This window comes from Streptomyces sp. WM6386, assembly GCF_000972385.1.
Lineage (GTDB): Bacteria > Actinomycetota > Actinomycetes > Streptomycetales > Streptomycetaceae > Streptomyces.
The window spans coordinates 55,149-78,249 of sequence record NZ_JXTE01000028.1 but is presented as its reverse complement, the minus strand read 5'-3'; the positions used below and the strand labels follow the sequence as shown (position 1 = coordinate 78,249).

Below are 23,101 nucleotides of genomic sequence, written 5' to 3'. Positions count from 1 at the left end.
TCCTTGCTCGGTGGATCGGTCTGTGTCGGGGCGTGGGGGAGACAGACGTGGGGGGATCGGGGCGCCGCCACTCGGCGGCGCCCCGGGCCGCGTCGCGTCAGCGGCGGCGGGCCCGCCGCACCTTCAGCTCCTCGAAGCGGGGAGCGTCGCCGTCCTGCACGCGCTGCCACGCCCTGCGGTAGAGCTCCGAGGCCGGCTCGAACGGCACGATCACGCCGAACGGCGCGTGCTCGTCGGTCACGTCGGCGAACAGCGGCAGCTTCCAGCGCTCCAGCGGAACGCGCGGCGACGACTGCGAGACCCAGCCGCCCGGCAGGAAGAGCGACCGTCCGGCCCGCGTCCGGCTGGCCTCGACCACCAAGTCGGTGGCGGCCAGTTCGGCGCGTGCCGCCTTGAGCCGGGCCGGCTTCCAGCCCGTCCACCGGGCCGTCATACGGTCGGTCGGGTCGGGCATGGCGAGCAGCATCAGATAGAGCGTGGCGGCGTCCTCGCCGAGGCCGTACTCCTTGGCCGCCTCGGTCACCAGCTCGGGCACCGAACGGCTCGGGTCCTGCGGCCACCAGGTGCCCTCCTTGCCCCGGTCGCCCGCGAGCGGCTCCCCGGGGTCCGCGAGGAGGGCGGCGAACGGCTGGTCGCGGACCAGACGCAGGGCCACTTCGGCGGCGTAGGGCCGCTGATCGTCGACGCGCACCGCGGGCAGGTACGGGTCCTGACCCGCCTCGTCGAGGAGAGCGACCCGCACGCCCGGAGCGGGCTGGTCGTCATGGGTGGCCAGGACGACGGCGCCGTACCGTTCGAAACCAGGACCGGTCTCGGTGGGGGCGCCGGCGGTCTTACGGAAGTCGGGGAGGCTGATGTAGCGCCCCAGGTCGAGCATCAGCCCGGGGTGGGCGAGGCGTTCACGCACGGCGGTGAGGGCCGACGGCAGCGCGGCCCGCACCGGGTCGCCGGCGGGCAGCCGGTGAGCCAGCCAGGCCGTGATACCGACCGCGCCGACCAGCGTCTCCGCCGTGAACCCGTCCGCATCGTCACCGACGGGCCGGACCCGGTCGCCCTTGACCGCCCACTCCAGATCCCGGCTGAGCCGGGGAGAGCCGGCCGGGTCCAGCAGTTCGGGCAGCGCCTGCCGGACGGCCCAGGGTGAGCGTCTGAAGGTGCGGCCCGCATCGCTGAGCAGTTCCTCGGGCACGGCCACCCGCTTGCCGACCCCGGCGTTCCACACCGCGGCGGCCGCGGCCACGTCCGGGCCCTCGGTCCACAGCCGGGCGGGTTCACCGGGCGTGAGCGCGCCCACGACCGCGGCACGCACCGTGCCGTCGACGGAGCTCAGCTCGTCCTTGGCGACCGCCGCCGGGGCGACCTTCACCCCGATGAGGGTGCGCGCCTCGGTGCTCAGGAAGCTCCGCTCGTAGACATCGATCCCCGGCAGACCGGCCACGATCAGCCGGGCCATCGTCTCGGTCACACCGGTGAGACGGGCGAACTCCTCGGCGGCCTCCGGGAACCAGGGGGCCGGTCCGCGCCGGTCCAGCTCGGCGAGGAACCTGCCGAACCGCTCCGTGTCGGCGTCCGCGCCGAGCGGCTCCGACGTCAGCACCTTGTAGGGCTGCGGCGCCTCGAACCGCCCGGCCGGGTCGTGGAAGTAGCCGGTGAACGTACCGCCGTCGTCCTCCAGCAGGCGGCGTCCGGTGACGGCGATGAACGCGCCGTCGGCCAGGGGGAGCAGCCCGTTCCACGATCCGTCGCGCCATTGGCCCGCGGGAGTGCGCAAGGGGGCCGCCGGCACGTGCAGGCTCACCTTGCGCCAGTGTGCGGACGCGGCCGGGCCCAGCCCGAGACGGTCGAACTCGGCGAGCAGCGTGCGCAGCACCTCGCGGTGCTCCTCGGTGGTGGTGCCGGATGCCGCCCGGTAGGCCAGCGCGGTCGCACGATCGAGCAGCGACTCCAGGTCCGGCTGTCCGACGGGCAGCGGGTGACCGTCGAGGTGGAGCCGGGCGTCCGGCCGGTCGGGCAGGGCCGTCTCGGCGAGCCCGGCGGCCCGGGCAAGGACACGCAGGGAGCGGAAGACGGTGTCGGCCTCGTCGTCACCGTTCCACCAGTAACCCCTGGAGGTGCCGAGTCCGCTCGTCGCCGCCGAGAGGATGCTGTCCGCCGGTCCGGCAGGTCCCTCGTCCGCCAGGCCGCCTTCGAGGGCGCGGGTGAGCCGGGCGGCCGCGGCGTCCAGGACGGCCTGTTGGGCCGCGGCGTAGCGGGCGACGCCGGCGATGCCCGTCACGAGAGCTTCGTGGGTGACCGGAAGCAGGGTGCCGATCGCGTCGGGCAGCGACTTCTTGTCGGCGCTCGCCGCGGCGGCCAGCAGCGCCGCGGCCGTGTCCCGGTCGATGTTCCGCAGCGCCTTGGACCCTTCCGGGTCACGCGGTGTCAGGCACTCCCAGTACTGCACGGGCGGCAGCAGCAGGGTGCCCTCGCCGAAGTCGCCAGGGGCGCGGTCGGTCTTGGCCCAGGCGGTGACGGTGCCGTCCGCGTCGACCAGTTCGAGCTGCCAGTTGTTGCGTACGACGGCACTGGCCCGCTCGGCGCCCGGGAAGACGACGAGCGCGCTCGGTTTGCCGGCTTCCGCGGGCAGGGTGACGGTGTGTCCGGCGAGGTTCTCGGCGCGCCGTGAGCCGTCGGGCAGTTCCACCACGCGCAGGCCGACCAGGCCGCCCGCGGAGGCGCAGGTCGCGGTGGCGTCGGCGGTGGGGGAGGGGCGCAGCCGGCCGCCCGCGAAGCTGCTGCCCTCGGGGGCGTCGCGCAGGGCGTCGGCCAGGAAGGCGGGACGGCTCATGCGGCCGCGCTCGTTCGTGGCCGGGTCGTACTCGTACCAGCCGTGCGCCTCGCGGTCCTCGGAGTCCGCGTGCCACACCCAGTAGGAGGAGCCGTCGAAGAGCAGCGGCCGCTCCTCGGGCAGGGTGGTGTCCCCGGCGTGCAGGACGCCGCGTCCGGTGGTCCGGCCGCCGTCCGGCAGGGGCAGGGTGATCGGGAAGTCGGCCCGGTACCAGTCCATTTCGGTGCCCCGGGTGGCGTGCGGTCCCTTGAGGGACTCGACGCGGTCGGCACGGGGGTGCCAGTAGCCGCGCAGGCCGTCCTTGCGGGAGTTCCAGTAGACGAGCAGCTCGCCGTCCACATGATGGAACCCCGGGTCGCCCGACACGTCGTTCGCGGGCAGTCGCAGGTCGTGGGTGAGCAGGGTGCCGTCGGCGCCGATGACCCGCGCCTGGGCGTTGCCGGCGACGACGAGGTGGGGCCAGGCGTCGGCGACGATGATGTCCTCGACCCGGTCCTTGGGGACGAGGGTGGCGGTCGCCTCCTCCCAGGCCGGCCAGCCCAGTTCGTCGAAGAGCCCGGCGCGCAGGGTGCGCGCCAGCACCGGTGCGAGGTCGGTGCCGACCGCGGCGCGGATGTCGTCCTCGGCCAGCGCCAGTGCCTCGGCGGGGAGCCATCCGAGCCGGGTCAGCGCGTTGGGCAGGCCGGGCAGTCCGACCGCGGTGAACCGTCGTACGACCGTGCTGACCCACTCCGCCAGCCAGGGCCGGGCGCCGGGCGACACCGCCAGCAGACGGATGGCCCGCAGACCCTGGTCGTTGTTGTGGAAGCGCTCCGCGCCCCGCAGGAAGGCGTCCCGGAAACGGGAGTCGGCACCGAACAGCACCAGGTCCCGCTGTCCCTCGCCCACGGCCCACGCCGTCAGCGGCAGGTCCTCTTCCTTGCCCGGGGTGGCCACCGGCACGTCCAGGGACAGCAGCAGATCGATCAGGTCGATGTCGTGCAGCACCTTCAACGCGCCGCCGGACGCGGCGAGTTCGGCCCGCAGTCGGCCCGCCGCCCGCTCCACCAGCGGGTACAGCTCCGGCATCCGGGTGGCGGCGCGCCAGGACCGGGCCCGCTCCCGGAACGTCAGGAAGCGCTCCAGCCAGTCCGCCGTGCCGCTGCCCGGGCGCTCCTCCGCGGGCAGGGAGTCGTCCCACAACCCCGTCGTCGCGCCGGACGCCTCCAGCACCTGCAGCCACATCACGGGCATCGCGCTGTCGGCACTGGTGGGGAGCATGTCCAGCAGCGTGCCGCGCACCCGCCGGTCCCGTTCGGCCAGCGCCACCAGGGCAGCCTGGTGGCCCTTCCACCAGCCGGCAGCGGCACGCAGCGTGGCCGGCAGGCCGAGCAGCTCGGCCAGATACTCCTGCTCTGCGCGGTCGGCGTCCTGGCCCGCGGCGCGGGCGAGCTTGCGCAGGTCGCCCGCCATCAGCGCGGACGGCGGCAGACCGCCCGCGGTGCGGCGCAGGCACAGCCGGGTGAAGCGGCGCAGCGCCTCCTCGGCCGGTACCCGGGCGGCCAGCTCCTTGCCGTACGCGGACAGCACCTTGACCGGGAGGGCGCCGGCCAGCGCGAACTCCAGGAACACCGCGTCCAGACGCTCCTCCTCCACCGTCAGTCCGTGCTCCGCCTCGGCCTTGCGGGCGCGGGTGAACAACTGGGCGGCGTAGGTGGCGTTCTCCTCGGCCAGGAACACCCGTCCCGCCTGCTCGTAGAACGTCGGCAGGAAATGCGGGACCGAGGCGGCCAGCCGCTGACCGAGTTCCAGATAGGCGTCCAGGGCGGCCTTCGGACGGGACTTCGCCTGTCGGCCCGCCCGCTCCAGGTCCGGTACGACCCCCAGCGCGTGGTGGCCGTCCTCGGGGTGGTGCACCAGGACCCACTCGGGAAAGCCCAACGACTGGCGCAACCCCAGCCCCACGACGGCCGGCTCGCCGTCCGGCTCCATGCCGAGGAACCCGGCGGCAAGGTCCTCGGCCGCCCCGAGCTCACCGGCGACCAGCCGCACCACCACACGGTCGTCGAGGCCCGGATGGCGATAGGCCCGCGCCGTCAGCGGCACCGCGCGCTCACCGCCCCCCTCGGTGCCCGGCGGCAACACCGCGCCCGCCGTCAGCAGTTCCTCGTACGACACCTGCGTCCCCCCACTCATGCGTTCTTGCCTTCCTCGATCACACGACCGGCGTAGAGAGCCGCGGCCATCCGCATCCCCTCCGACCAGGCCACCGGGCCCACCTCCCGCAGCGGCAGGGCACGCCCGTCCTGGTCCTGCCAGGTGAGGCTGCCGGTCTCCACCGTGTCCTCCCAGTACGGCTCACCGATCCACACGGAGGCCTCCACGGTGCGCCCGCCGTCGCGGACCCGAGCCGTGGAGCAGCCCCCGGAGACGCGGTAGCCCAGCGAACTCGCCCGAGCGGCGAGGGCGAAGCGCGAACGGAACGAGCCGCCCGTGAACTCCCGTATCTCGGTGGCCTTGGGGTCGAGATCGTCGGGCGGCTGCCAGGTCGCCCGGTGGATCTGCTCAACGCGCTGGATGATGCCCAGCTCCGCCGCGAACTCCCGGATGTCGTCGAGGTCCGGGAGCAGCACCGGGTGCGGCAGGGTGACCGTGCGCGGGGACAGCCGTACCGTCTCGCCGTCCAGGTTCACCACCCGCAGCTCGCCGCCCTCGGTGGCCCCCCGCAGGAATCCGACCTCCTCCGGGTCGTCACCCACCACGGCCATGTCACGCAGCGCGGACTGCCAGGCCTCGTCCGGCCACACCCGGGCCAGCAGGCCGGTGGGCACGGGCAGCGACGACACCATCCACGAGTCGACCTGTGCGACACATGCCGTGGCGTGCCGATCCAGCCATTCGGCGAAGCGCCGCAGCCGGTCCACCTCCGGGTGGTCGCGCAGCGCACGCGGCAGTGATTTCAACTGCCGCCCCGCCGACCGGCCCGAGGTGGCACGCGCTGCCACCCGTCCTTCCACCAGGGCGACTTCATACCCGTCACCCGCCGAGAGCCAACCCACGAGTCCCCGCCTTCCGCACCAACACAGCAAGAAGAAAGCACAGTTCAGCCGGGGACTTCCCGGCGCCAGTGCGACGATGTGAGGAACGTTAGCGGCGATCACTGACAATCGGTCCCCCGGGCCGGTGCCAGGGCTCGGCGGGCGCCCGCGGAAAGGGCGGAGATCGCGTACACCAGAGGTCTGCGCGGTGGGCGCTGAGCTGCAAGGCCGCGGACGGGAGCGCGCTGTTTCAGCCAGTTCGCACGTGCGTGAAGGTGCGTGTGAAGTGCTGTGCGGGCGGGGGTCGGTCCGTGACGGCGTGTCATGCCGCCACGAACCGACCGAGCCGCGGCGTCACATGTAACGGCGCCTCGTGCGGCGCAGGAGAACGAAACCGGAGACGAGCAGGACCGCTCCGGCCGCGGCCGGCCACAATTGCGTGCCGGTCTCGGCGAGGCTGCCGTTGCCGCCCTGCGGAGCGGGCTGGGCATCGGCCGGAGGCTGCGCCACGATGCCGGTGGAGCCGCTCTCGGACGCGCTCGGCGTGCTGTCGTTGCGGGGGTACGACGTGGCCTCGGGGGACTGCGTGACGGGCTTCTCGGTGGCCGAGGGCGAGGTGTACGTCTTGGGCTCGTCGTCCGCGGGTGCGGTGCTCGCGTCATCGCTCGGTACGTCGGCCGTCGGTGTCGGCTCTTCCTGCGGCTCGTCGTCGGAGCCGCCGGGGTTCTCGGAACCGTTGTCGGAACCGGACCCCGGTTCCTGGCTCGACCCGTTGTCAGAACCGTTGTCAGAGCCGTCGTCTGAACCGTTGCCGTTGCCGTTGCCGTTGCCGTTGCCGTTGTCGTCGTCGGGCTCTTCGTCCGCGCCCGCTCCGCACTGGCGGCCGTCGTTGATGCAGCCGACCATGTCGCGCATCAGGCCCTCGTCGAAGACGTTGATGAAGTCACCGTGGTCGGTGACGGGCTTGTGCAGCTGCTCCGGGAACGCGTCCACGGCGAAGAGCGGAACGGTACGGCCGCCATCCTGCAGGGTCGGCGCGTCGACGTCGTAGACGATGCGCTGGACCAGTTGCGGGATGGCCTGGAAGCCGGCCGGGCAGGCGCCGTCGGCCTGGGCGAACGCCACATGGGTGCGGTGGTTGGCGCTGTCGATGTTGCGACCGTCCCAGCAGCTCTGGAACTTGAAGGTGCGGACCACGTCACTGCCCTGGGGGCACACCGGGTACTTGTCCTTCAACTGGCGGTCCTCGAAACCGGTGCAGCTCCAGGACGCGTTGGCGTTGGTGGTGCCGTTGACGAACGCCTTGGCATCGCCGGTGATGATGCGCAGCAGCCGCGGCATGGCCGTGACCTTGCTGCTCGGGCTGCCGACGAAGGTGAGGGTGACGTCCTTGGGCGTGACGATCTCACCCGCGTTGCCCTCGATGCCGCCGCCGGGCGCGCCCGCGTCCTGCTCCTGCGTGCCGTTCTGCAGACGCAGGACGGGCCAGTAGTAGGAGGACTTGTCGCCCTGGTCGACGCAGCTGGTGCCGCCGTTGGCCAGTTCGTTGTCGTCGGCGAAGGCGTTGTTGGCCTGGTTGCCGACGTAGTCGTGGAAGTGGTGGGCGCCGTTGGACACGCCGGGGGCCACGATCACGTTGTCCGAGTTGAACAGGCCGTTCGCGTTCACGCCGCAGCTGGTGGCGAAGGTGCCGCGGGAGGCGTCGGCTCCGGGGTTCGGGGCCTGGGCGGGGGGCGGTGCGGTGGTGATGTCGGCGAAGTCTCCGGCGACGGGGCCGTTGCCGGACTGCCCGCCGTTGCTCTGCTGCCGGCCGCCCTGATCCTGACCGTCCTGCTCTTGGCCGCCTTCTTGACCCTGATCGCCCTGGCCGTTCTGGCCGTTCTGGTCGTCCTGGGCTCCGTCCTGCCCGTCGGCCTGGTCGTCGGACTGGCGGAGTGTGCATGCCGCCAGCTCGTCGACGCCCTCGGGGCGCTCCCCGGCGCGTTCGAGAGCGGCGGCGATGCGCTCGATCGTCGCGGCCCGGTTCTCCGCCAGCGGATCCATGATCCCGCTTGCGGCGGCCTCGTCACCCCGCACCGCCGGGTCCTGCAACTTCTGGTACGCCTCGGCTATCTGCTGGTCCAGCAGAGCGAGCTCTTTGTCGACCTCTTCCCTCGCGTCATCCGGCACGTTCGTCAAGGTGTCGCCCACGTCGGGACAGTCGATCGTGCCCGCCTGCCAACCGCCGTCGGCTGTCCGGCTGGTGTCGGGGCTGCCTTCGGTCGCGGAGGCGTACACATTCGCCGCCACCAGGCCACCACCCCCCAACATGAGAGCTACGGCTGCAAAGGTCGCACGTCGTGCACCTGTTGGGCGTCTGCGATTACTGCGTCCCACGGAAGTACTCCTGCGCCTGTCGTCCGTCCCGGCATGGAAAGCCCCCCGGCCCCATACGGATGGGGAGCCGCGTCTGTTCAACCGCATCGGAAATTCACAGCACCCTCATAGGCGACGGGGGTGTCGTGGGCGCCTTCGCGAGTCAGTCCCAGGCAGAGGGCGGTTGATCGACGCGGCCACCCTTGTGGGGCGCGCGAACGTAGTCCTCGGCGCCATCGGGCAGGGCGGCCACACACGCGGACGAGCAGGCATTGACCAGGAGAGGCAGCACGTCCGCGGCCACACGGATCGAGATCCACACCTGATGCAGGCCGCTCTGCGCGATGGGCCGGGCGCAGACACTGCAGTGGCGCACGGCCGTAGCTCCCCACCGCTTGGGGTCGAGGTCAGCCGTATCGAGCTCCATGACGGAATCCTGGGAAGGCCGCAGACGTGGGAAAGGCGGCCGCAGCTTGTAGTTGCCGAACAGCGCGCGGGTGCTGACCGTGCTGGAGATGAGCTTGCGGCACCGGATGATCTCGTACGGGAACCAGTGCAGCCGGTAAGAGGTGTACGGGGTGAACTGCTCCAGGCTGGTCATGGCCCCGATCTCGGGCGGCATCCGCACCAGGTTGCTGCCGTAGAGCATGAGGTGCTTCACCTCGGTGAGCTTGGCGATGCTCGACGGCAGGGTGACGACCTGCCGTCGCTCCTCGGGGCTGAGCTCGACCAGGGGCCGGAACTCTTCGCGGCCGTCTGCTGCGGCCTCGTCGATGAGCTCCAGCAGGTGCTGCCAGGCCGGAGCGGAGGTGTCCTGACGCTCGCCGTGAAACCCGACCCTGGCGCGCGGGTGCGGCTTGGAGTCGTCGAAGCACGAGCAGCTGTCCGTGGAGGGCCCCGGCCCGCCTCGGCCCGGCGCCGAAGTGTCGCCCCAGCGGTTCACAAAGAGCTTGGGCTCTCCCTCATCCGTCATGGCGCCAACATACGAGGAACCCCGCAGGCCCACCCAACGGATATCGGACCGGGACGGCCAACACGGGCGTCCTATCGCAGGCCCTCGACCGGCTCACGCCACGGCCCCTCTGGCATCAACGCGCCGAGAACGGCCGGCAACTGCGGCGGCTCGACCGGTTCTACCTGGGAGTCCACATCCGACCATGCGATCCAGGCGTGCGTGTCCAGACTGGCCTCCTCATCGGGGAGCAGGCCGGTCCGCACGAGCGGTGGCCTCTCCTCGGCATATTGCGCGACGAAGAAGAGTTCCGTGCCGATGTACCGCTTGCCGTTCCACTGGACATCACGGTCGACCGGCACCGACCGATCAAGCACGGCAGCCGGGTCGAGACCGGTTTCCTCGGCCAGTTCGCGACGCGCCGCCGACAGCGGGGTCTCGCCCGGCTCGATGCCGCCACCGGGCGGCTCCCAGAGAAGTCTTCCGTCGAACGGATCACGCCAGCGCAGAAGAAGCAGGCGATGGGCGGCGTCCAGACAGATGACTGTGCACTCGCGGGTGCGTCCGACCGCGGTCGGCCCGTCCAGTCTTTCGGCCCGTCCAGCTCGTAGGCGTGCCCGAGTGGCGCTGCGGCCCGCCTCAACCGCAGCCCACGGGTATCGGGTCAGACATGCAGGGTGGGCCGGTAGACGAGCTCTTGGATGTGGCTGTCGAGCGTCCGGTGCTCGATCAGTTCGAGGTCGAAGTCGGCCGCACCCTGGAAGATCGGATCCGCCCCGGTCTGACCGGTGATCACGGGGAAGAGGGTCACCTGGACCCGGTCGACGAGACCGGCGGCCATCAGCGCCCGGTTCATCGACAGGCTGCCGTGCGAGCGCAACGGCACCTCGGACTCCTCCTTGAGCCGGGCGACGACGTCGACAGCGTCACCGCTCACGACTTTCGCCTCCGGCCAGTCGAGGGGGCCCTCCAGAGTCGTCGACACCACCGTTGCCGGCAGGCTCCTCATTCGCGTGACCCATGGGTCACGCACGTCGGACTCCTCGGTGCTCGCGGCCAGCATCCGCGCGAACGCCCTATACGTGTTCGCCCCGAACACCATCCGCTGCTCCTCGCTGTACAGGCCGAGGCGGTGGTCGAGGAGTTCGGGGCCCTGCTTGCCCCAGTAGCCGGTCCAGTTGCCGCCGGCGGCGCCGTATCCGTCGAGGCTGGAAAAGACGTCGAAGGTGTAGGTAGCGGTCACGATGCTCTCCTTAGGTGCAGGGTGCGATTGATCGTGTGTCGGGGTTGGAGACTGGCCACCACGACGAGACTCATCGCTCTTGAACGGTTCCCCTGCCCCGGGCGCCACCATTGGCCTGATCGAGTGATCGAGTGATCGAGGCCAAAGGGGCGCTCGCATGCGTCACTGGAGCAGCACCTCGGTGTTCCGGTCGGTGTTCCGGCCGGCCGCGATCACCCTGCGCAAGGGGAACGCGATCAGCAGCGCAGCAGCGAGCATGAGTGCGCTCGACCACGGCGGCCCGAGGGCTCCGGCCGAGGTGCTGAGGGTGGACGCGGCGATGAGGGGTCCGACGGCGGCGCCGACGTTGAGTGCCGCCGTCGCGTACGAGCCGGCCATGGTGGGGGCTCCCGCGGCCTCGTAGAGGACCCGTGTGATCAGGGTGCTGCCCAGCGCGAACGACAACGCGCCCTGCACGAACACGAGGGTGAGCAGAGCGACCGGCTCGTCGGCCAGCACCGCCAGGGCCGGCCAGCCGACGAGCAGCAGCGGACCGCAGACCGAGATGATCGGGCCCGGCTGCTGGTCGGACAGACGGCCGACGACCGTGACCCCGGCGAAGGAGCCGAGGCCGAAGAGGACCAGGGCGACGGAGACCCACAGTTCGCTCAGCCCGGCGGTGTCGGTCACTACGGGGGCCAGGAAGGTGAAGCCGGCGAAGGTCGCCGCGTTCACCAGCGCGCCGAGCAGCATCACCAGAATCAACCTCGGCTGTGCGAGCAGGGCGAGCTCCGTACGCAAGGCCGGGCCGCCGGTCGCCCCGTCGTTCCCCCGCCCCCTTGGGATCCCTTTCAGGATGCCGAGGGCCGCGGGCAGGCAGAGGGCGGCGACAGCCCAGAACGTGGCTCGCCAGCCGAGCGACGCGCCCAGTACCGACCCACCAGGGACACCGGCGATCGTGGCCACCGTCGTGCCGGACAGCAGCACGGCCAGCGCACGTCCCTTCCTGTCGGGTGAGACGAGCGTGGCGGCAGCCGACAGCGCGACGGCGAGAAAGCCTGCGTTGGCGAGCGCGGCGACGACCCGGGTGGCGAACAGGACCGGGAAGCTCGTGGTGACGGCGCCCACGGCGTGAGCTGCCGCGAAAGTGAGGATGAACCCGAGAAGACTGGAGCGCCTGGGCCAGTTGCGGGCAAGCGCGGCGACAAGAGGGGCGCCAACGACCATGCCGATGGCGAAGGCCGAGGTGAGCACGCCTGCCGTAGCGACGGTGACATCGAGATCTGACGCGATGTCCGGCAAGAGGCCGGCGAGCATGAACTCCGAGGTGCCCATGGCGAAGACCGCCACGGCAAGCAGATACAGGGAAAGAGGCAGGGGGAATGGCATCGAGTGGCTCCGAGGTGAGGACAAGCACGAGAGGGTCATCTCGTCACCGCGGCCGGCCCTCAGGAGCGCTCGTGTCCCACCGCGGTACGCGGCGTGACGACAGGGCTATGAGCTCAGTGGTTCAGGGGGCTGACGGCGTGACCGAAAGCCCCCGCCTTGTCTGACTCAGGACTCGACATGGCCCGCACGCTACCCGACCGATGCCAGTCAGGGCACCTCGGTTTCAGTGGAATCGGACCGCGTCGCACGCGGCAGGATCTGCACGGTGTCGCCGACGGCTCGCTCACCGGTTGCGTCCGAGGGCACATTGACCAGAGCTCCGTCGACGGCCATCGCGCTGGAGCCGCCACCGTCGAGGTTGAGGGCCTGGACGGCGCCCAGGGTTCGCATGAACTGTGCGGCTTCGGCGAGGGTGAATCCTTCGCTGACGCCGGGCTGCCGTCCGTCGACGGTCACCAGCAGCAGCCTGCCGTGCCGGTCGATGCCGGCCAGGGTGCGGGGCTGGCGGACGTTGGACCAGGCGAACCCGAAGGAGAGGTCGAGCGGGTCCAGCGTGCCCTCGGTGGCGGCGTCGATGTGGATGCGGCCGTTCTCGACGAGGGTGGGTGCCGCGCTGACGACGTCGTCGTCGGAACCGAGGCGCAGCTGCCGGCCCGCGGTGTCCCGCACGATCTCGCGCAGGTGCAGCCGTCGGCCCACCTCGGCGTGCTCGGTCAGCCAGGCGGCTGCCGTCCCGGTGCCCTGGAGGACGGAGCCCTCGGCAGGCACGGAGCCGCCCCGGGCGCCACGGGAGACGACGACATCGTGCTCGTCCAGCACGACCTGGACACCGGCGCCCGTCGGCAGCGGCACCCCGAACGAATCGGTGAACTTCACCAGATCGTCCGGCAGGGAACACGTGACGTCCTGACGGGGCAGTTCGGTGGGTACGGCGCCGGGACGGCCGCAGTTGCGTACCTTGCCCGGCACCCGGTTGATGCCCTCCACCGCGTGGACGGTGGAACCGGCGCGCACGGAGACGTCGGTGGACAGATCCGCGACACGAACGTGCCGTCCCCCGTCCGCGAGGACCAGCGCGGCGCGAGAGCCGACCGCCATCGACTGCAACTCGCCGTCCACCACTGACAGACCGGCGGTCGTGCCCTGTACGCCGTCCGCATCGGAAGTGACGAAGAATCCGCCGTTGACACCCACCAGGGACCCCAGCCGGGCGGCCACGGTCGAGGTCTTCTCGCGATCGGCTGTATTGCCGCCGTCGCTGACCTCGACGGTGCCCCGCAGCCGGCCCGGATCGACCACGGCCACGTGGATGCGCTCCGCGTCGGCACGCTGGCGCCCGTCGTAGCCCGTCCACTCCACAGTCGTACGGAAACCCGCCCCCGACACCGCCGAGTTGAGGGTACGGGCCTCGGCCTGAGTGCCGTACTGTCCGAGCCTGACCTGCCACCCCATCGTGCCGCGCGGTGTGTCCGCATACGCGTCCCAGGCCACCCGCTCCAAGCGCGGCGCGAATCCGGCCGCCCGCAACTTCTCGGCGGTGGTGTCGGCCCAGGACCGGTCGCCGAGCGGCGCCCATGTGGCCGCCCCGGTCAGGCGGTTGACCGCGGGTGCCTGAACCGTGACCGTCCAGACGCCGGCGGCCTCCGGGGCGCTCGACACCCCGGTACGGACCTCGACTCCGGGAGCCACGTACTGCGTGGTCCACGAGATCGCACCGTCGCCGACCGAGCTGTCCCGCTCGCTCGCGGCCGCCGACGGAGCGAACGCGATCAGGGCGAGCGCGGTCCCCAGGGCGAAGCCGCGTGCGGTCCTGTGCTGTCCACGGTGTGCTGTGCGTCCGGGCGTCTCGGCAATCACAGACATACCTCTCCTGACCTCGGGCCCGTGCGGCGGACGACGGCACGTGAGCACCGCACCCGTCATCACAGTTCCGCGCGAAGGCCGTTGCGTGAAGACGCGGGCATGAGCAGGGAAAGCCTCGCTGATATCCGGGGGACCGAGAAGGACCGGATCGAGCCGTCTCACGCGCCTCGACGCAGACCCTGGGTGCAGGGTGTCGAGGCGTGACTGTCCTGTGGCGCCTCCGAAGCGGTGCGGGCAGGGTGGGCGGCATGAAAGACACTTCCGACCCCGCTCCTGCGGATGCGGGTCAGACATGGCCGACGGGCGCATTGCCACCCGGCAGCCGGGTCACGGTGGTTCGCGCATCCGACTGGGACGGTCCCTGGCAGGTCGAGTTTCCAGGAACGATCGACGCCACGCGCGCGCCCGAGCCCAACGAACATGCCCAGGCGCTCAGTGGTGAGTTCCTGTACTGGGTCACCTTCGACACACCGCAGTACGACAGCGACGGGGACGGCCCGTACCGCAAGGCCCAGATCTGGGGTCGGTACCTGCGCACCGAGTCCGATGCCGAGGTGTAGGGATGTCGGGCCCGGGTGCGGGGTGCGGCTGGTGTATTCCTGCTGTCCGACGGCATGAGAGCCGACGGAGCCTCAATCGCGGAGTGCATGGGAAGAGCACTGCTCAGGCTGCGAGAGGCTGGTCTTTCCGTACCTTTTTAAACAACCCAGAACCGCGAGATCCGCCGGAATGAAGCCATTGCTGGAGTTTTCCAACCCGCCTGATCCGGTTCATGGTTGTTGCTCTCTGGTGATCGTCCTTTCCGCGGTGTAGCGTCACTGCCAGCTGTCGTGGTTCGCAGTACCTGCCCGCGCTTAGGCGCGGGCGCTTTGCTGTGCAGTACCGGACCAGGGCGAGCACCTTCAGGACCGCGCGGTGCGGTTCTGACGTCTATTGAGAGGTACCAGCATGGCCAGCGGAACCGTCAAGTGGTTCAACGCGGAGAAGGGCTTCGGCTTCATCGCCCAGGACGGCGGCGGACCGGACGTCTTCGCTCACTACTCCAACATCAACGCCTCCGGCTTCCGTGAGCTCCAGGAAGGCCAGGCGGTGACCTTCGACATCACCCAGGGCCAGAAGGGCCCGCAGGCGGAGAACATCACCCCCGCCTAGTTCTGAAGGCAGCGTCTCGGGCCCGCGAGTCAAGCTCGCGGGCCCGAACCGTTTACAGCTACCGGGGCTCAGCGCACCGGGAAGCCGAAGGAGTAGCCCTGGGTCTTGAGCCAGGGCAGGATCCGGCGCAGCGCCTCGACGGTCTGGGAACGGTCGCCGCCCGCGTCGTGGAAGAGGAGCGTCGGTCCGTTGGGCAGCTCCCGCTGGACGGTGGCGACGATGGCGTCGGCGCCCGGCCGTTCGAAGTCCTTGGTGTCCACGTTCCAGCCCAGCGGGCGCATGCCCCGGGAGGCGGCGAGCTTGCGGCTGTAGGGCGTGAACGCGCCACCGGGGGCCCGGTAGTACATCGGCCGTACGCCCCCGGACGCCTCGGTGATCATCTGTTCGGCGTCGAGGATCTGCTGCGACTGGTACGCCTGGGTCTTGGTGTCCATGGTGGTGTCGTGCGCCACCGAGTGGTCGCACAGCCGGTGCCCGGCCGCGACCACCTGCTTCACGAGGTCCGGATGGGCCTGCGCCTGCGTCCCGACCATGCAGAACGTGGCCTTCACCCCGTACTCCCGCAGCACGTCGAGCATCTGGGGGGTCCACATGGGGTCGGGGCCGTCGTCGATGGTGATGTTGACTCCGCGCGCGCCCTTGTCCGAGGCGTGCGCGATGGTCACCGACACGGGCTTGACACTGCCCGGCGTGGCGGAACTCGCCGCCCGCGGCGACGTGCCGTCCGCGGCGCCGGCTTGCGCGGACCATGCCGAGGCACCGGCGGCCAGCACTGTCACACCGAGAGCAGCTCCGACGACCTTGCCGTACCAGCCCCGACCGCCGCCATGCTGCGCCATGTCCGCCCCACCTTCCAACAGTTCCTCGCCGATCCTGCGTCGCCGTGCGACACCAGGCAGGACGATGGCCGGCGGCCCCGGGATGCGTCTGTTACCGATCAAGGACAATTCCGGGGGAGTTCACGGACAACACGGCGAGCGGCAGCCGGAACCAGGCTGGTTGGCCGCTGAGCCAGGAGGGCGGCAGCCCACCCCGCCCCGAGCCGATCGAGCGGGGCGCTCCGACGAAGGGAGGCGTCACAGCCCAGCACCTCTCACAGCGTGGATCAGCGAGCCGCCCAGGGGCAGACCGTGGCAAGCCGTCGCCTCGAAGCCCGCTTCCGCCGACAGGCGCGCGTAGTGGTCCTCGGTCCGCTCGCTGCCGCCCACGTTGCACAACATGTGGACGTCCCAGGCCACCGCAGGTGACGGCACCAGGTCGCCCTGGGGCAACAGCCGCTCCACGACGAGCAGTTCGGTTCCCGCCCGCATCACCTGCGCGGCACCGCCGGAGAACGGTCAGGCACCGCTCATCGACCCGGTCGTGCAGCACCCGGGACAGCAGATAGACATCGCCTCCCTCCGGCACCGCCACCGTGAAGTCCCCGAGGAGCAGCGTCCGCAGCCCGGCCGGCATCACCGCCCCCGGCGCGGTGACCGCGAACACGTGCACCAACTGCGGCGACGGTGAACCGCCCGGCTCGCTTGCGGCCCGGAGTGGTGCTGGCGTTGCGCTGCATGGACAACGCTCTGCCGCCGATGAGTTGTCGGTCACAGAGGGGGTCGTAGCGGACATTCGGGCGGCTTGCTCTCGGCCGGGTTCTGAGTGGCGTAGGCCGTGTCAGACACCCGGAACTGATCGACTCCCGTCGGCGTCCTGGCGTCTATGGCACAGGGTGGGAGCACGATGGGTGAGGAGCCGACCTGGGCGGAGGTCCTGCTGAACTTCGCTCTGATAGCGGCCGTCCCCATCGTCATCGGAGGGGCGTTGATCGTTTCCCTCGTCGGGCTGACGGTGTGGGTGGCAGCACCGCTGCGGCGACGCAGGCGTTCACGCGCCGCTGACCGCTGAGCAGTTTCGTGTCGACCGGTGCCTGTGCCGCACGACAGGGAGTTCGTACGAGGCTCAACACCCGAGCTACGACACGGGCGTCAGCGGCCTTTGCGTACCCGGGCCGCCGCGCGGGCTTCCGCGGCCTTGCGGGCCTCGGCGGCTTTGCGGGACTCCTTCGCGGGGCGGCCCGTACGGTCGCCGAGGCCGCGGAAGGGGATGTTGCCGGTGGTGGACTTCGTCTCCGTCGGCGGGCGCTTCGCCCCGGTGATGGCGGTCAGTTGCGCCTCGCCGGAGCGTACTTGTGTGACCGTCGGCCGGATCCCGGCCTCGGACATCATCCGGTTCACATCACGTCGTTGGTTGGGTGTGACCAGGGTGACCACGGTCCCGGACTCCCCGGCGCGTGCCGTGCGTCCGCCGCGGTGCAGGTAGTCCTTGGCGTCGGCCGGCGGATCGACGTTGACGACGAGGTCGAGCGTGTCGATGTGAATGCCTCGCGCGGCGACATTGGTGGCCACCAGCACGGTGATCGCGCCGTCCTTGAACTGGCCCAGGGTGTGCATGCGCTGAGGTTGCGACTTTCCGCTGTGCAGGGCTCCGGCCCGTACGCCGCTGGCCCGGAGATGACGGGTGAACTGGTCCACGGCGACCTTGGTGTCCAGGAACATCAGCACCCGGCCGTCCCGCGCGGCGATCTCGGTCGCGGTCGCGTACTTGTCGGCGGGGTGGATGTTGAGCACGTGGTGTTCCATCGTGGTGACCGAGGCTGCCGCCGGATCGACGGATGCGAGTACGGGGTCGTGGAGGTAGTCGCGCACCAGCTGGTCGACGTTGCGGTCGAGCGTGGCGGAGAACAGCAGCCGCTGCCCTTCGTGGGGCATCTGGTCCAGGATTTCCGTGACCTGCGGCAGGAATCCCAGGTCGCACATCTGGTCCGCCTCGTCCAGCACGGTGATCCGCACGTGATTCAGGAGGCAGTCCCGGCGTGACACGAGGTCGGCCAGTCGCCCTGGCGTCGCGACGACCACCTCGGCTCCGGTCCGCAACGCGGCCTGCTGCCGGTTGATCGACAGCCCGCCGACCGCCGTCGTCAGTCGCACCTTGAGGGTCTGCGCGTACGGAGTCAGCGCGTCGCTCACCTGTTGCGCGAGTTCCCGGGTCGGCACCAGGACCAGCGCGAGCGGGCGCTTCGACTCCGCTCGCAGGCCCGCGGTCCGGACGAGGAGCGCCAGCCCGAAGGCCAGCGTCTTGCCGGAGCCGGTCCGTGCCCGGCCGAGGACATCGCGGCCGGCCAGCGCGTTGGGCAAAGTGGCTGCCTGAATCGGGAACGGTTCCGTCACCCCGAGGCCCGTCATCGCCTCCCTCAGCTCCGGCGGCAGCTCGAGCGCGTCGAAGGACGCGGCCGCGGGCAGGCCCGGCGACACCGTCTTCGGCGTCGAAAGGTCGCCCTGCACCCCTGTCGCCCGCTGCGGTGTACCAGCACGGGAGCGTCCACGGGTCGACGGCTTCGCGTTCATGAGGGGAACCTTCCTGAAGTGGCGCCCCGGAACGGTCCGGGGCCCGTACCCCTTGGCACGGGCCCCGGCGATGTCGAAGCGTGCCCCCATTTTACCAGCGGACGCCCAGCGGCCCGCTGGTCCGGGCCCAGGGCATCACGGCGGTCCCTTTCAGCGGCGACGGGGAACAAGTGTTCGTTTCATCTGTTCGTCCATGTGTCACTCAGTGGTGGCCTGTGTGCGGGTGCACGGGACGTGGCATCGGCTGACGCCAGTCGCCCAGCGTCGTGAGGAGGAACTGGCGGGCGAGAAGACGTATCTCGCCCCACGCCGGATCCGTCGCCGGATCCGTGCCCAGGGCGTCGGCCCAGAGGCCGGTGCGGCCCGTGGCATCGATCTCGCCGAGGCGACGGCCGACGGCCCGAAGATCCAGCAGCTCCTGGGGTTCGAAGACTCCGCGCTCTGCCAGCCCTTCGGAGACGCGGCAGAGGAGCTCCACCTCTTCAACGATGGACTCCGTCTCCAGCTCACGATCGCCCAGCCAGGCAAGCTGATCCTGGATGTCGGCTGCGAGGAGAGTCATCAACCGCAGCGTCCAGGTGCGGAGGTGCGCGTCACCGAGATCGTTCATACCCGCAGGATCGCACCCGGCTCCCGCCGGACCGTGTTCTAGGGAGCTTCACTCATCATCGAGGGAAGCCTGTCGGGCAAGGAACTCCTCGAACGCCGCCTTCTGCTTCGGATCCATGAACCCTTGGCGGACATTACGGGCCTTCTCCTGAAGCCAGTGCGCCTCGTCGGGGTCCAGGAGCTCGGCGACCACCACGCCTTTGCGGGCAACCGCCGTGCGTCCGCCCACGCGACGACGAAAGAGAGTGAACGCGCCGAACTCCGCCGGGTGGGCCAGTTCCGGCTCCTCCGCCACAGCCTGGTCCGCTTCCCCGGCGCCACTCGTCGGGTAGGCCGCCGGGGCCCAGTGCTCCCAGAGCGCCAGCGTGGCCGCGGGCACCAGCACCGCGCGTTCCGCCTTTTCCCGCCCCTCCCACATGAACGTGACAGTGATGGGCTCGTCGACCGCCTCGGCCAACCCGAGCACCCGCTCCACCTCATCGTTGATCGGGTAACCCACCACTACATCGATCTCAATGCCCATGGTGCCCGAGGCTACTTGCCGCCTCTGACATCCGGACCCGGCGCATACCCGTGCACACTCAGCACGACGAGCCCATCGTGAGCGCCTCGACCGTGAAGGGCCCGCCGCCGCGATGGCTGAAGAGGATCTGCCCAGGCCCACCCTCGTAGCGGAAGACGTACGGGCCACTGGCCTGGAGGGTGCGCACGACGAGACGTATGCGGTCAGGCGGCTGGAGCCACAGCCGCCACGATCCGGACGACTCCATGCGCACGTGGAAGTCCGCAGCAACGCCACGGATGGCGGCGGCCGGCCGCTGCTCAAGGTGTCGGTCAGTCGAGGAAGTCGGCGATGAGCGTGGCGAATTCGTCCGGGGTGGCCAGACGGATGCCGAGATCTTCGGCTTTGGCTCGCTTGGAGCCCGCGCCGTCTCCGGCGACGACCAGGGTGGTCTTCTTGGAGACGCTGGAGGAGGAGCGGCCGCCGGCACGTTCGATGAGCTCGTTCATCTCGTTGCGGGAGAGCTTCTCCAGTGCGCCGGTCATGGACCCGGTGACCACGACGGCCATCCCTGCCAGCGGCAGCTCCGCTCCTTGAGCTTCGCCGTCGGTGTCCACGGTGTTGTCGTCTGCCGGGACGGGCGGCGTGGCGCCCGGTTCGGTCATGTTCACCCCGGCCGCGTCGAGCTTGTCGATGAGCGGGGCGAGTTCGGCGAGTTCGGCGACGATGGAGGGGGCTTTCTCGGTGCCGATGCCATCGACCCGCTGCATCGCTTCGGCGTCGGCGGCCCGGATGTTGTCCATGGTGGCGAAGTAGCGCGCGATACGGCGGGACATGGACCGACCGGTGCCGCGCACTCCGAGCGCGCAGAGCACTCGCGACAGCGGCTGGTTCTTGGCCGTGGTCAGCGCGGCAAGGAGGTTGTCGGTGCTGGTGTCGCCCATCCGTTCCAGGGCCAGGAGTTGGTCGCGGGTGAGAGTGAAGAGGTCGGCGAGGTCGGCGACCAGGCCCGCGTCGACGAGTTGGACGACTCGGGTGTGGCCGAGGCCTTCGATGTCGAGCTGGTCGCGGCCGGCGGCGTAGGACAGGGATGCGACCAGGTGGCAGTTGCGGCCGTTCTCGCAGCGCCAGCGCTGTTCGCTGGTGTCGATGGCGGAGCCGCAGCGGGGGCACACTTCTGGGAAGGCGATCGGCTGTTCGTCGCCGGTGCGCAGGTGGGCGACGGGGGCCTCGATGCGGGGGATGACGTCGCCGGCGCGGTAGACCATGACGTGGTCGCCCAGGCGCAGGTCGCGGCGGGTGATGTCGGCGGGGTTGTGCAGTGTGGCGTAGGTGATCGTGGAGCCGTCGATCTCCACTGGTTCCAGGACCGCGCGGGGCGCGATGATGCCGGTGCGGCCCACGTTCCACTCCACTTCGAGCAGCCTGGTGACCTTTTCCACGGCGGGGAGCTTGTAGGCGATCGCCCAGCGCGGGGCGCGTGTTCCGGATCCGGCGTTCTGTTGGTCGATGGCCAGGTCGGCCTTGATGACGACCCCGTCGATCCCGAAGGGCAGCTCCGCACGCAGTGCCGCGATCTCCTGCACCCGAGCCAGGACCTGCTCGACGGTGTCGGCGGTGCTGCCGGGCACGGCCGTCGTCGCGGTGGTGTTCACGCCGAGCCCGCCGGCCTGTTTCATCAGGTCGCTGTGGGCGCTCTCGCCGAGCTGCTCCGCCAGTGCCGGTTGGGTGTCGGGCAGGGGGAGCAGGCCGTAGCCGAAGAAGGTCATCGGCACGGTGTAGGCACGCTCCTTGGCGCGCAGAGTGCCCGCCGCGGCATTGCGCGGATTGGCGAACGGCTGCCCGCCGTGCGCGGTGCGCACCTCGTTGGCGTGCTCGAACTGCGCCGTGGTCATCAGGACCTCACCGCGCACCTCCACGGTGACCGGCTCGGACAGTTCCTCCGGGAGCCCCTCGATGGTGCCGATCGCGTGCGAGACGTCCTCCCCTGCGGTCCCGTCCCCGCGCGTGATCAGCTGTCTCAGACGGCCGTGGATGTAGCGGGCGGCGATCGCCAGCCCGTCGAGCTTCGGCTCGACACTGAAGCAGGTGACGTCGTGGCCGATGCGCCGGGCGAGCGAGGCGGTCCAGGTGGTGAACTCCTCCGGCGAGAACACGTTGTCCAGACTGAGCATCGCGACCGTGTGCGGAACATCCCCCTCCACGGCCCCGCCGGCGACCTTGCCCGTCGGAGAGTCCGGCAGCACCTCGTCGGGATGCTCCGCCTCCCACGCCGCGATACCGCGCACCAGCCGGTCGTAGGCGTCGTCGTCCAGGGGTGAGGTGCCGCCCTCGTAGTAGGCGCCCGCGGCCTTCACCGCATCCTCGACCGCCTGCGCGTAGGCGGTGGCATCCACGATCTGTGCAGCTGGTGTCGTCATGGTCACCATCCTGCCTGCCACCACTGACAACGCCCTCGTGGTCCGTGTCTGGGACGCCCGCAGGCCCTCATCGGGGGCCGCGGTGGGCGCGGCGGAAGTCGCCGGCCGGTGCCGGTGCGGCGGGCGACGACTACGGCCGGGCTGCCGGTGTGCGCCGACAACCGTGAGGGTTTTGACGGTGCACCCCAGGCGCCTTGCGTAGTCCACGGCGCGGCGCGTGTCGGCGTCGAAGCATTCGAGCTCGGCGCGGAAGCGGATGTAGACCTCGCCGCCGACGTGCCGCGATCTTCCGGCGACGGGACATGCCGGATCGATAATCTGTGTCGGCGCCGACTGACCTGCTGCGAAACTTCGCGCCATGACCTCACCCGAGCTGAGCGAGCTGGACTATCTCCGGGAGATCGAGCGCCTCGCCAACCGCGTCAGAGTGGAGGCATCCGACGAAGGATGGCTCTCGTTCCAGGCAGACCCCGAGGAGTCCACACCGCTCCAGCGCAGCGTGAACGCGCTCGCTCGGACACTGCGCAGTTACCACTTCGAGGGCGACGGCTGTGCGGAGGCGGGCCGGCCCCTGGTCCGGCTCGTCGGAGCCTTGGTGCTGAAGCCCGGGGTCATGCCGGCAGGGGTGGAGGAGGGGTACGAGGAGGTATGCGCTCGGATCGGTGTGGAGCCGAGGCCCGAGGGCTGGGCGCTGTGGAACACCTGGAGCGACGGCGGGGAGCTGAAGGTGACCATGGTGGTGTCCGCCGTCGAGACGACGGAGGGACTGCTGGAGAACTGGTCACGGGGAAGGGCCATCGATCCGGTCTCCCCGCTGCCGTCCCAGATCGCCCTCGTCCGCCAAGGCTGGATAGGGCCCACCACGTTCTCGCCTCGGGGCGTGCGCCGGACGGGCCTTGGCGGGCGGCCACTGTCATAACTGACTCGCGCCACGTACGCGAAGCGGCGATCACGGCATGACCTCGTGGCCACTGGCTGCCTTGGCGGACCGTTTGGCTGCCTGCTCGACCACGCTCAACTCCACCAGTATGGCCCCGGCCCTCCCCATACGCCCAGTCCATCGATCCATGTCGCAGGACTCCTCAGCCGCCGCATTCCGTGCCACTGACCCATGTCACACTCGGGTGCCCTGTTCGGAGGGCCTACCTGACTCAGGAGTGCGCATGGCTCCGCGCCTCAAGCAATTCGGCAATGCCCTGATCACCTGCGTAGCCGTGGCGTGGTTGGGCTATCAGGCCCTGTACGGCGACGGAGGGCTGCGTATCTCTTCCATCGCCTTGTTGATCGTGGGTGCGGTGACCGCCGTGGGCGCGATCCTCGACCACGTCCTTCCTCGGCCGAAGCGGCGCCGGTCACTTGAGAAGCGAGACTGATTGCGCGCATGACCGTGCGCGATCGCGGGCG

At 70.5% G+C, this 23,101-nt stretch carries 20 protein-coding genes and 1 pseudogene; 5 read left to right on the top strand and 16 right to left on the bottom strand.

Annotated features, from left to right (window positions below; translation table 11 throughout):
• Window positions 1-97: 97 nt before the first annotated feature.
• From TN53_RS19095 to TN53_RS19060, 8 genes are all read right to left on the bottom strand, one after another.
• Window positions 98-5,002: a DNA-binding protein gene (locus TN53_RS19095; RefSeq protein ID WP_199924609.1), complete on the bottom strand. Its 4,905-nt coding sequence runs from the start codon at window positions 5,000-5,002 to the stop codon at window positions 98-100.
• Window positions 4,999-5,865, bottom strand: coding sequence for a DUF4132 domain-containing protein (locus TN53_RS19090; RefSeq protein ID WP_046259748.1), 867 nt, complete (start codon window positions 5,863-5,865; stop codon window positions 4,999-5,001). The genes TN53_RS19095 and TN53_RS19090 overlap by 4 nt, the downstream gene beginning before the upstream one ends.
• Window positions 5,866-6,198: 333 nt before the next feature.
• Window positions 6,199-8,133 (bottom strand): DUF1996 domain-containing protein, encoded by a 1,935-nt coding sequence (locus TN53_RS19085; RefSeq protein WP_046259747.1) that lies wholly within the window; start codon window positions 8,131-8,133, stop codon window positions 6,199-6,201.
• Window positions 8,134-8,362: 229 nt separating this feature from the next.
• Entirely contained in the window at window positions 8,363-9,172 is an 810-nt protein-coding gene (locus TN53_RS19080) for a hypothetical protein (protein ID WP_046259746.1), read from the bottom strand.
• 71 nt (window positions 9,173-9,243) lie between these two features.
• Window positions 9,244-9,693: an NUDIX domain-containing protein gene (locus TN53_RS19075; protein ID WP_199924611.1), complete on the bottom strand. Its 450-nt coding sequence runs from the start codon at window positions 9,691-9,693 to the stop codon at window positions 9,244-9,246.
• Between the two features lie 122 nt (window positions 9,694-9,815).
• On the bottom strand, window positions 9,816-10,394 hold the full coding sequence (locus TN53_RS19070) for a dihydrofolate reductase family protein (RefSeq protein ID WP_046259744.1): 579 nt from the start codon (window positions 10,392-10,394) through the stop codon (window positions 9,816-9,818).
• A gap of 162 nt (window positions 10,395-10,556) precedes the next feature.
• Window positions 10,557-11,750, bottom strand: a complete 1,194-nt coding sequence (locus TN53_RS19065) for a Cmx/CmrA family chloramphenicol efflux MFS transporter (protein WP_046259764.1) — start codon at window positions 11,748-11,750, stop codon at window positions 10,557-10,559.
• A gap of 219 nt (window positions 11,751-11,969) precedes the next feature.
• Window positions 11,970-13,625 carry a phosphodiester glycosidase family protein gene (locus TN53_RS19060; RefSeq protein WP_095046583.1) on the bottom strand — a complete coding sequence of 552 codons (1,656 nt, stop codon included), beginning with the start codon at window positions 13,623-13,625 and terminating at the stop codon, window positions 11,970-11,972.
• 332 nt (window positions 13,626-13,957) lie between these two features.
• On the opposite strand from TN53_RS19060, the gene TN53_RS19055 reads away from it, so the two are divergent.
• Both TN53_RS19055 and TN53_RS19050 read left to right on the top strand, forming a co-directional pair.
• Window positions 13,958-14,185, top strand: a complete 228-nt coding sequence (locus tag TN53_RS19055) for a ferrous iron transport protein A (RefSeq protein ID WP_234441638.1) — start codon at window positions 13,958-13,960, stop codon at window positions 14,183-14,185.
• A gap of 388 nt (window positions 14,186-14,573) precedes the next feature.
• Window positions 14,574-14,777 carry a cold-shock protein gene (locus TN53_RS19050; RefSeq protein ID WP_037751662.1) on the top strand — a complete coding sequence of 68 codons (204 nt, stop codon included), beginning with the start codon at window positions 14,574-14,576 and terminating at the stop codon, window positions 14,775-14,777.
• Between the two features lie 68 nt (window positions 14,778-14,845).
• Here TN53_RS19050 and TN53_RS19045 read toward each other — a convergent pair whose 3' ends face one another.
• The 3 genes and pseudogenes from TN53_RS19045 to TN53_RS49325 form a co-directional block, all read right to left on the bottom strand.
• Window positions 14,846-15,616, bottom strand: coding sequence for a polysaccharide deacetylase family protein (locus tag TN53_RS19045; protein WP_046259742.1), 771 nt, complete (start codon window positions 15,614-15,616; stop codon window positions 14,846-14,848).
• A 237-nt stretch (window positions 15,617-15,853) separates the two neighbouring features.
• Window positions 15,854-16,087, bottom strand: coding sequence for a methyltransferase (locus TN53_RS45220; protein WP_324609618.1), 234 nt, complete (start codon window positions 16,085-16,087; stop codon window positions 15,854-15,856).
• 58 nt (window positions 16,088-16,145) lie between these two features.
• A pseudogene (locus TN53_RS49325) lies at window positions 16,146-16,232 on the bottom strand (hypothetical protein); the annotation flags it as partial.
• Window positions 16,233-16,502: 270 nt separating this feature from the next.
• Here TN53_RS49325 and TN53_RS45215 point away from each other — a divergent pair.
• A complete protein-coding gene (locus TN53_RS45215; protein WP_234441637.1) occupies window positions 16,503-16,667 on the top strand; it encodes a hypothetical protein in 165 nt (54 codons plus the stop codon).
• Between the two features lie 80 nt (window positions 16,668-16,747).
• Here TN53_RS45215 and TN53_RS19035 read toward each other — a convergent pair whose 3' ends face one another.
• The 5 genes from TN53_RS19035 to ligA all read right to left on the bottom strand — a co-directional run bounded on the left by TN53_RS19035 (window position 16,748) and on the right by ligA (window position 21,697).
• On the bottom strand, window positions 16,748-18,166 hold the full coding sequence (locus TN53_RS19035) for a DEAD/DEAH box helicase (RefSeq protein ID WP_046259740.1): 1,419 nt from the start codon (window positions 18,164-18,166) through the stop codon (window positions 16,748-16,750).
• 202 nt (window positions 18,167-18,368) lie between these two features.
• Window positions 18,369-18,776, bottom strand: coding sequence for a hypothetical protein (locus TN53_RS19030; protein ID WP_046259739.1), 408 nt, complete (start codon window positions 18,774-18,776; stop codon window positions 18,369-18,371).
• A 48-nt stretch (window positions 18,777-18,824) separates the two neighbouring features.
• Window positions 18,825-19,298 (bottom strand): hypothetical protein, encoded by a 474-nt coding sequence (locus TN53_RS19025; RefSeq protein ID WP_046259738.1) that lies wholly within the window; start codon window positions 19,296-19,298, stop codon window positions 18,825-18,827.
• Window positions 19,299-19,356: 58 nt separating this feature from the next.
• Entirely contained in the window at window positions 19,357-19,551 is a 195-nt protein-coding gene (locus TN53_RS19020) for a hypothetical protein (protein WP_046259737.1), read from the bottom strand.
• A 58-nt stretch (window positions 19,552-19,609) separates the two neighbouring features.
• Window positions 19,610-21,697: an NAD-dependent DNA ligase LigA gene (ligA, locus tag TN53_RS19015; protein ID WP_046259762.1), complete on the bottom strand. Its 2,088-nt coding sequence runs from the start codon at window positions 21,695-21,697 to the stop codon at window positions 19,610-19,612.
• A 358-nt stretch (window positions 21,698-22,055) separates the two neighbouring features.
• Between ligA and TN53_RS19010 the strand changes: the two genes are divergently transcribed.
• Together TN53_RS19010 and TN53_RS19005 are read left to right on the top strand one after the other, a co-directional pair.
• Window positions 22,056-22,616, top strand: coding sequence for a hypothetical protein (locus TN53_RS19010; RefSeq protein WP_046259736.1), 561 nt, complete (start codon window positions 22,056-22,058; stop codon window positions 22,614-22,616).
• Between the two features lie 244 nt (window positions 22,617-22,860).
• A complete protein-coding gene (locus tag TN53_RS19005; protein ID WP_046259735.1) occupies window positions 22,861-23,070 on the top strand; it encodes a hypothetical protein in 210 nt (69 codons plus the stop codon).
• Window positions 23,071-23,101: the final 31 nt, after the last annotated feature.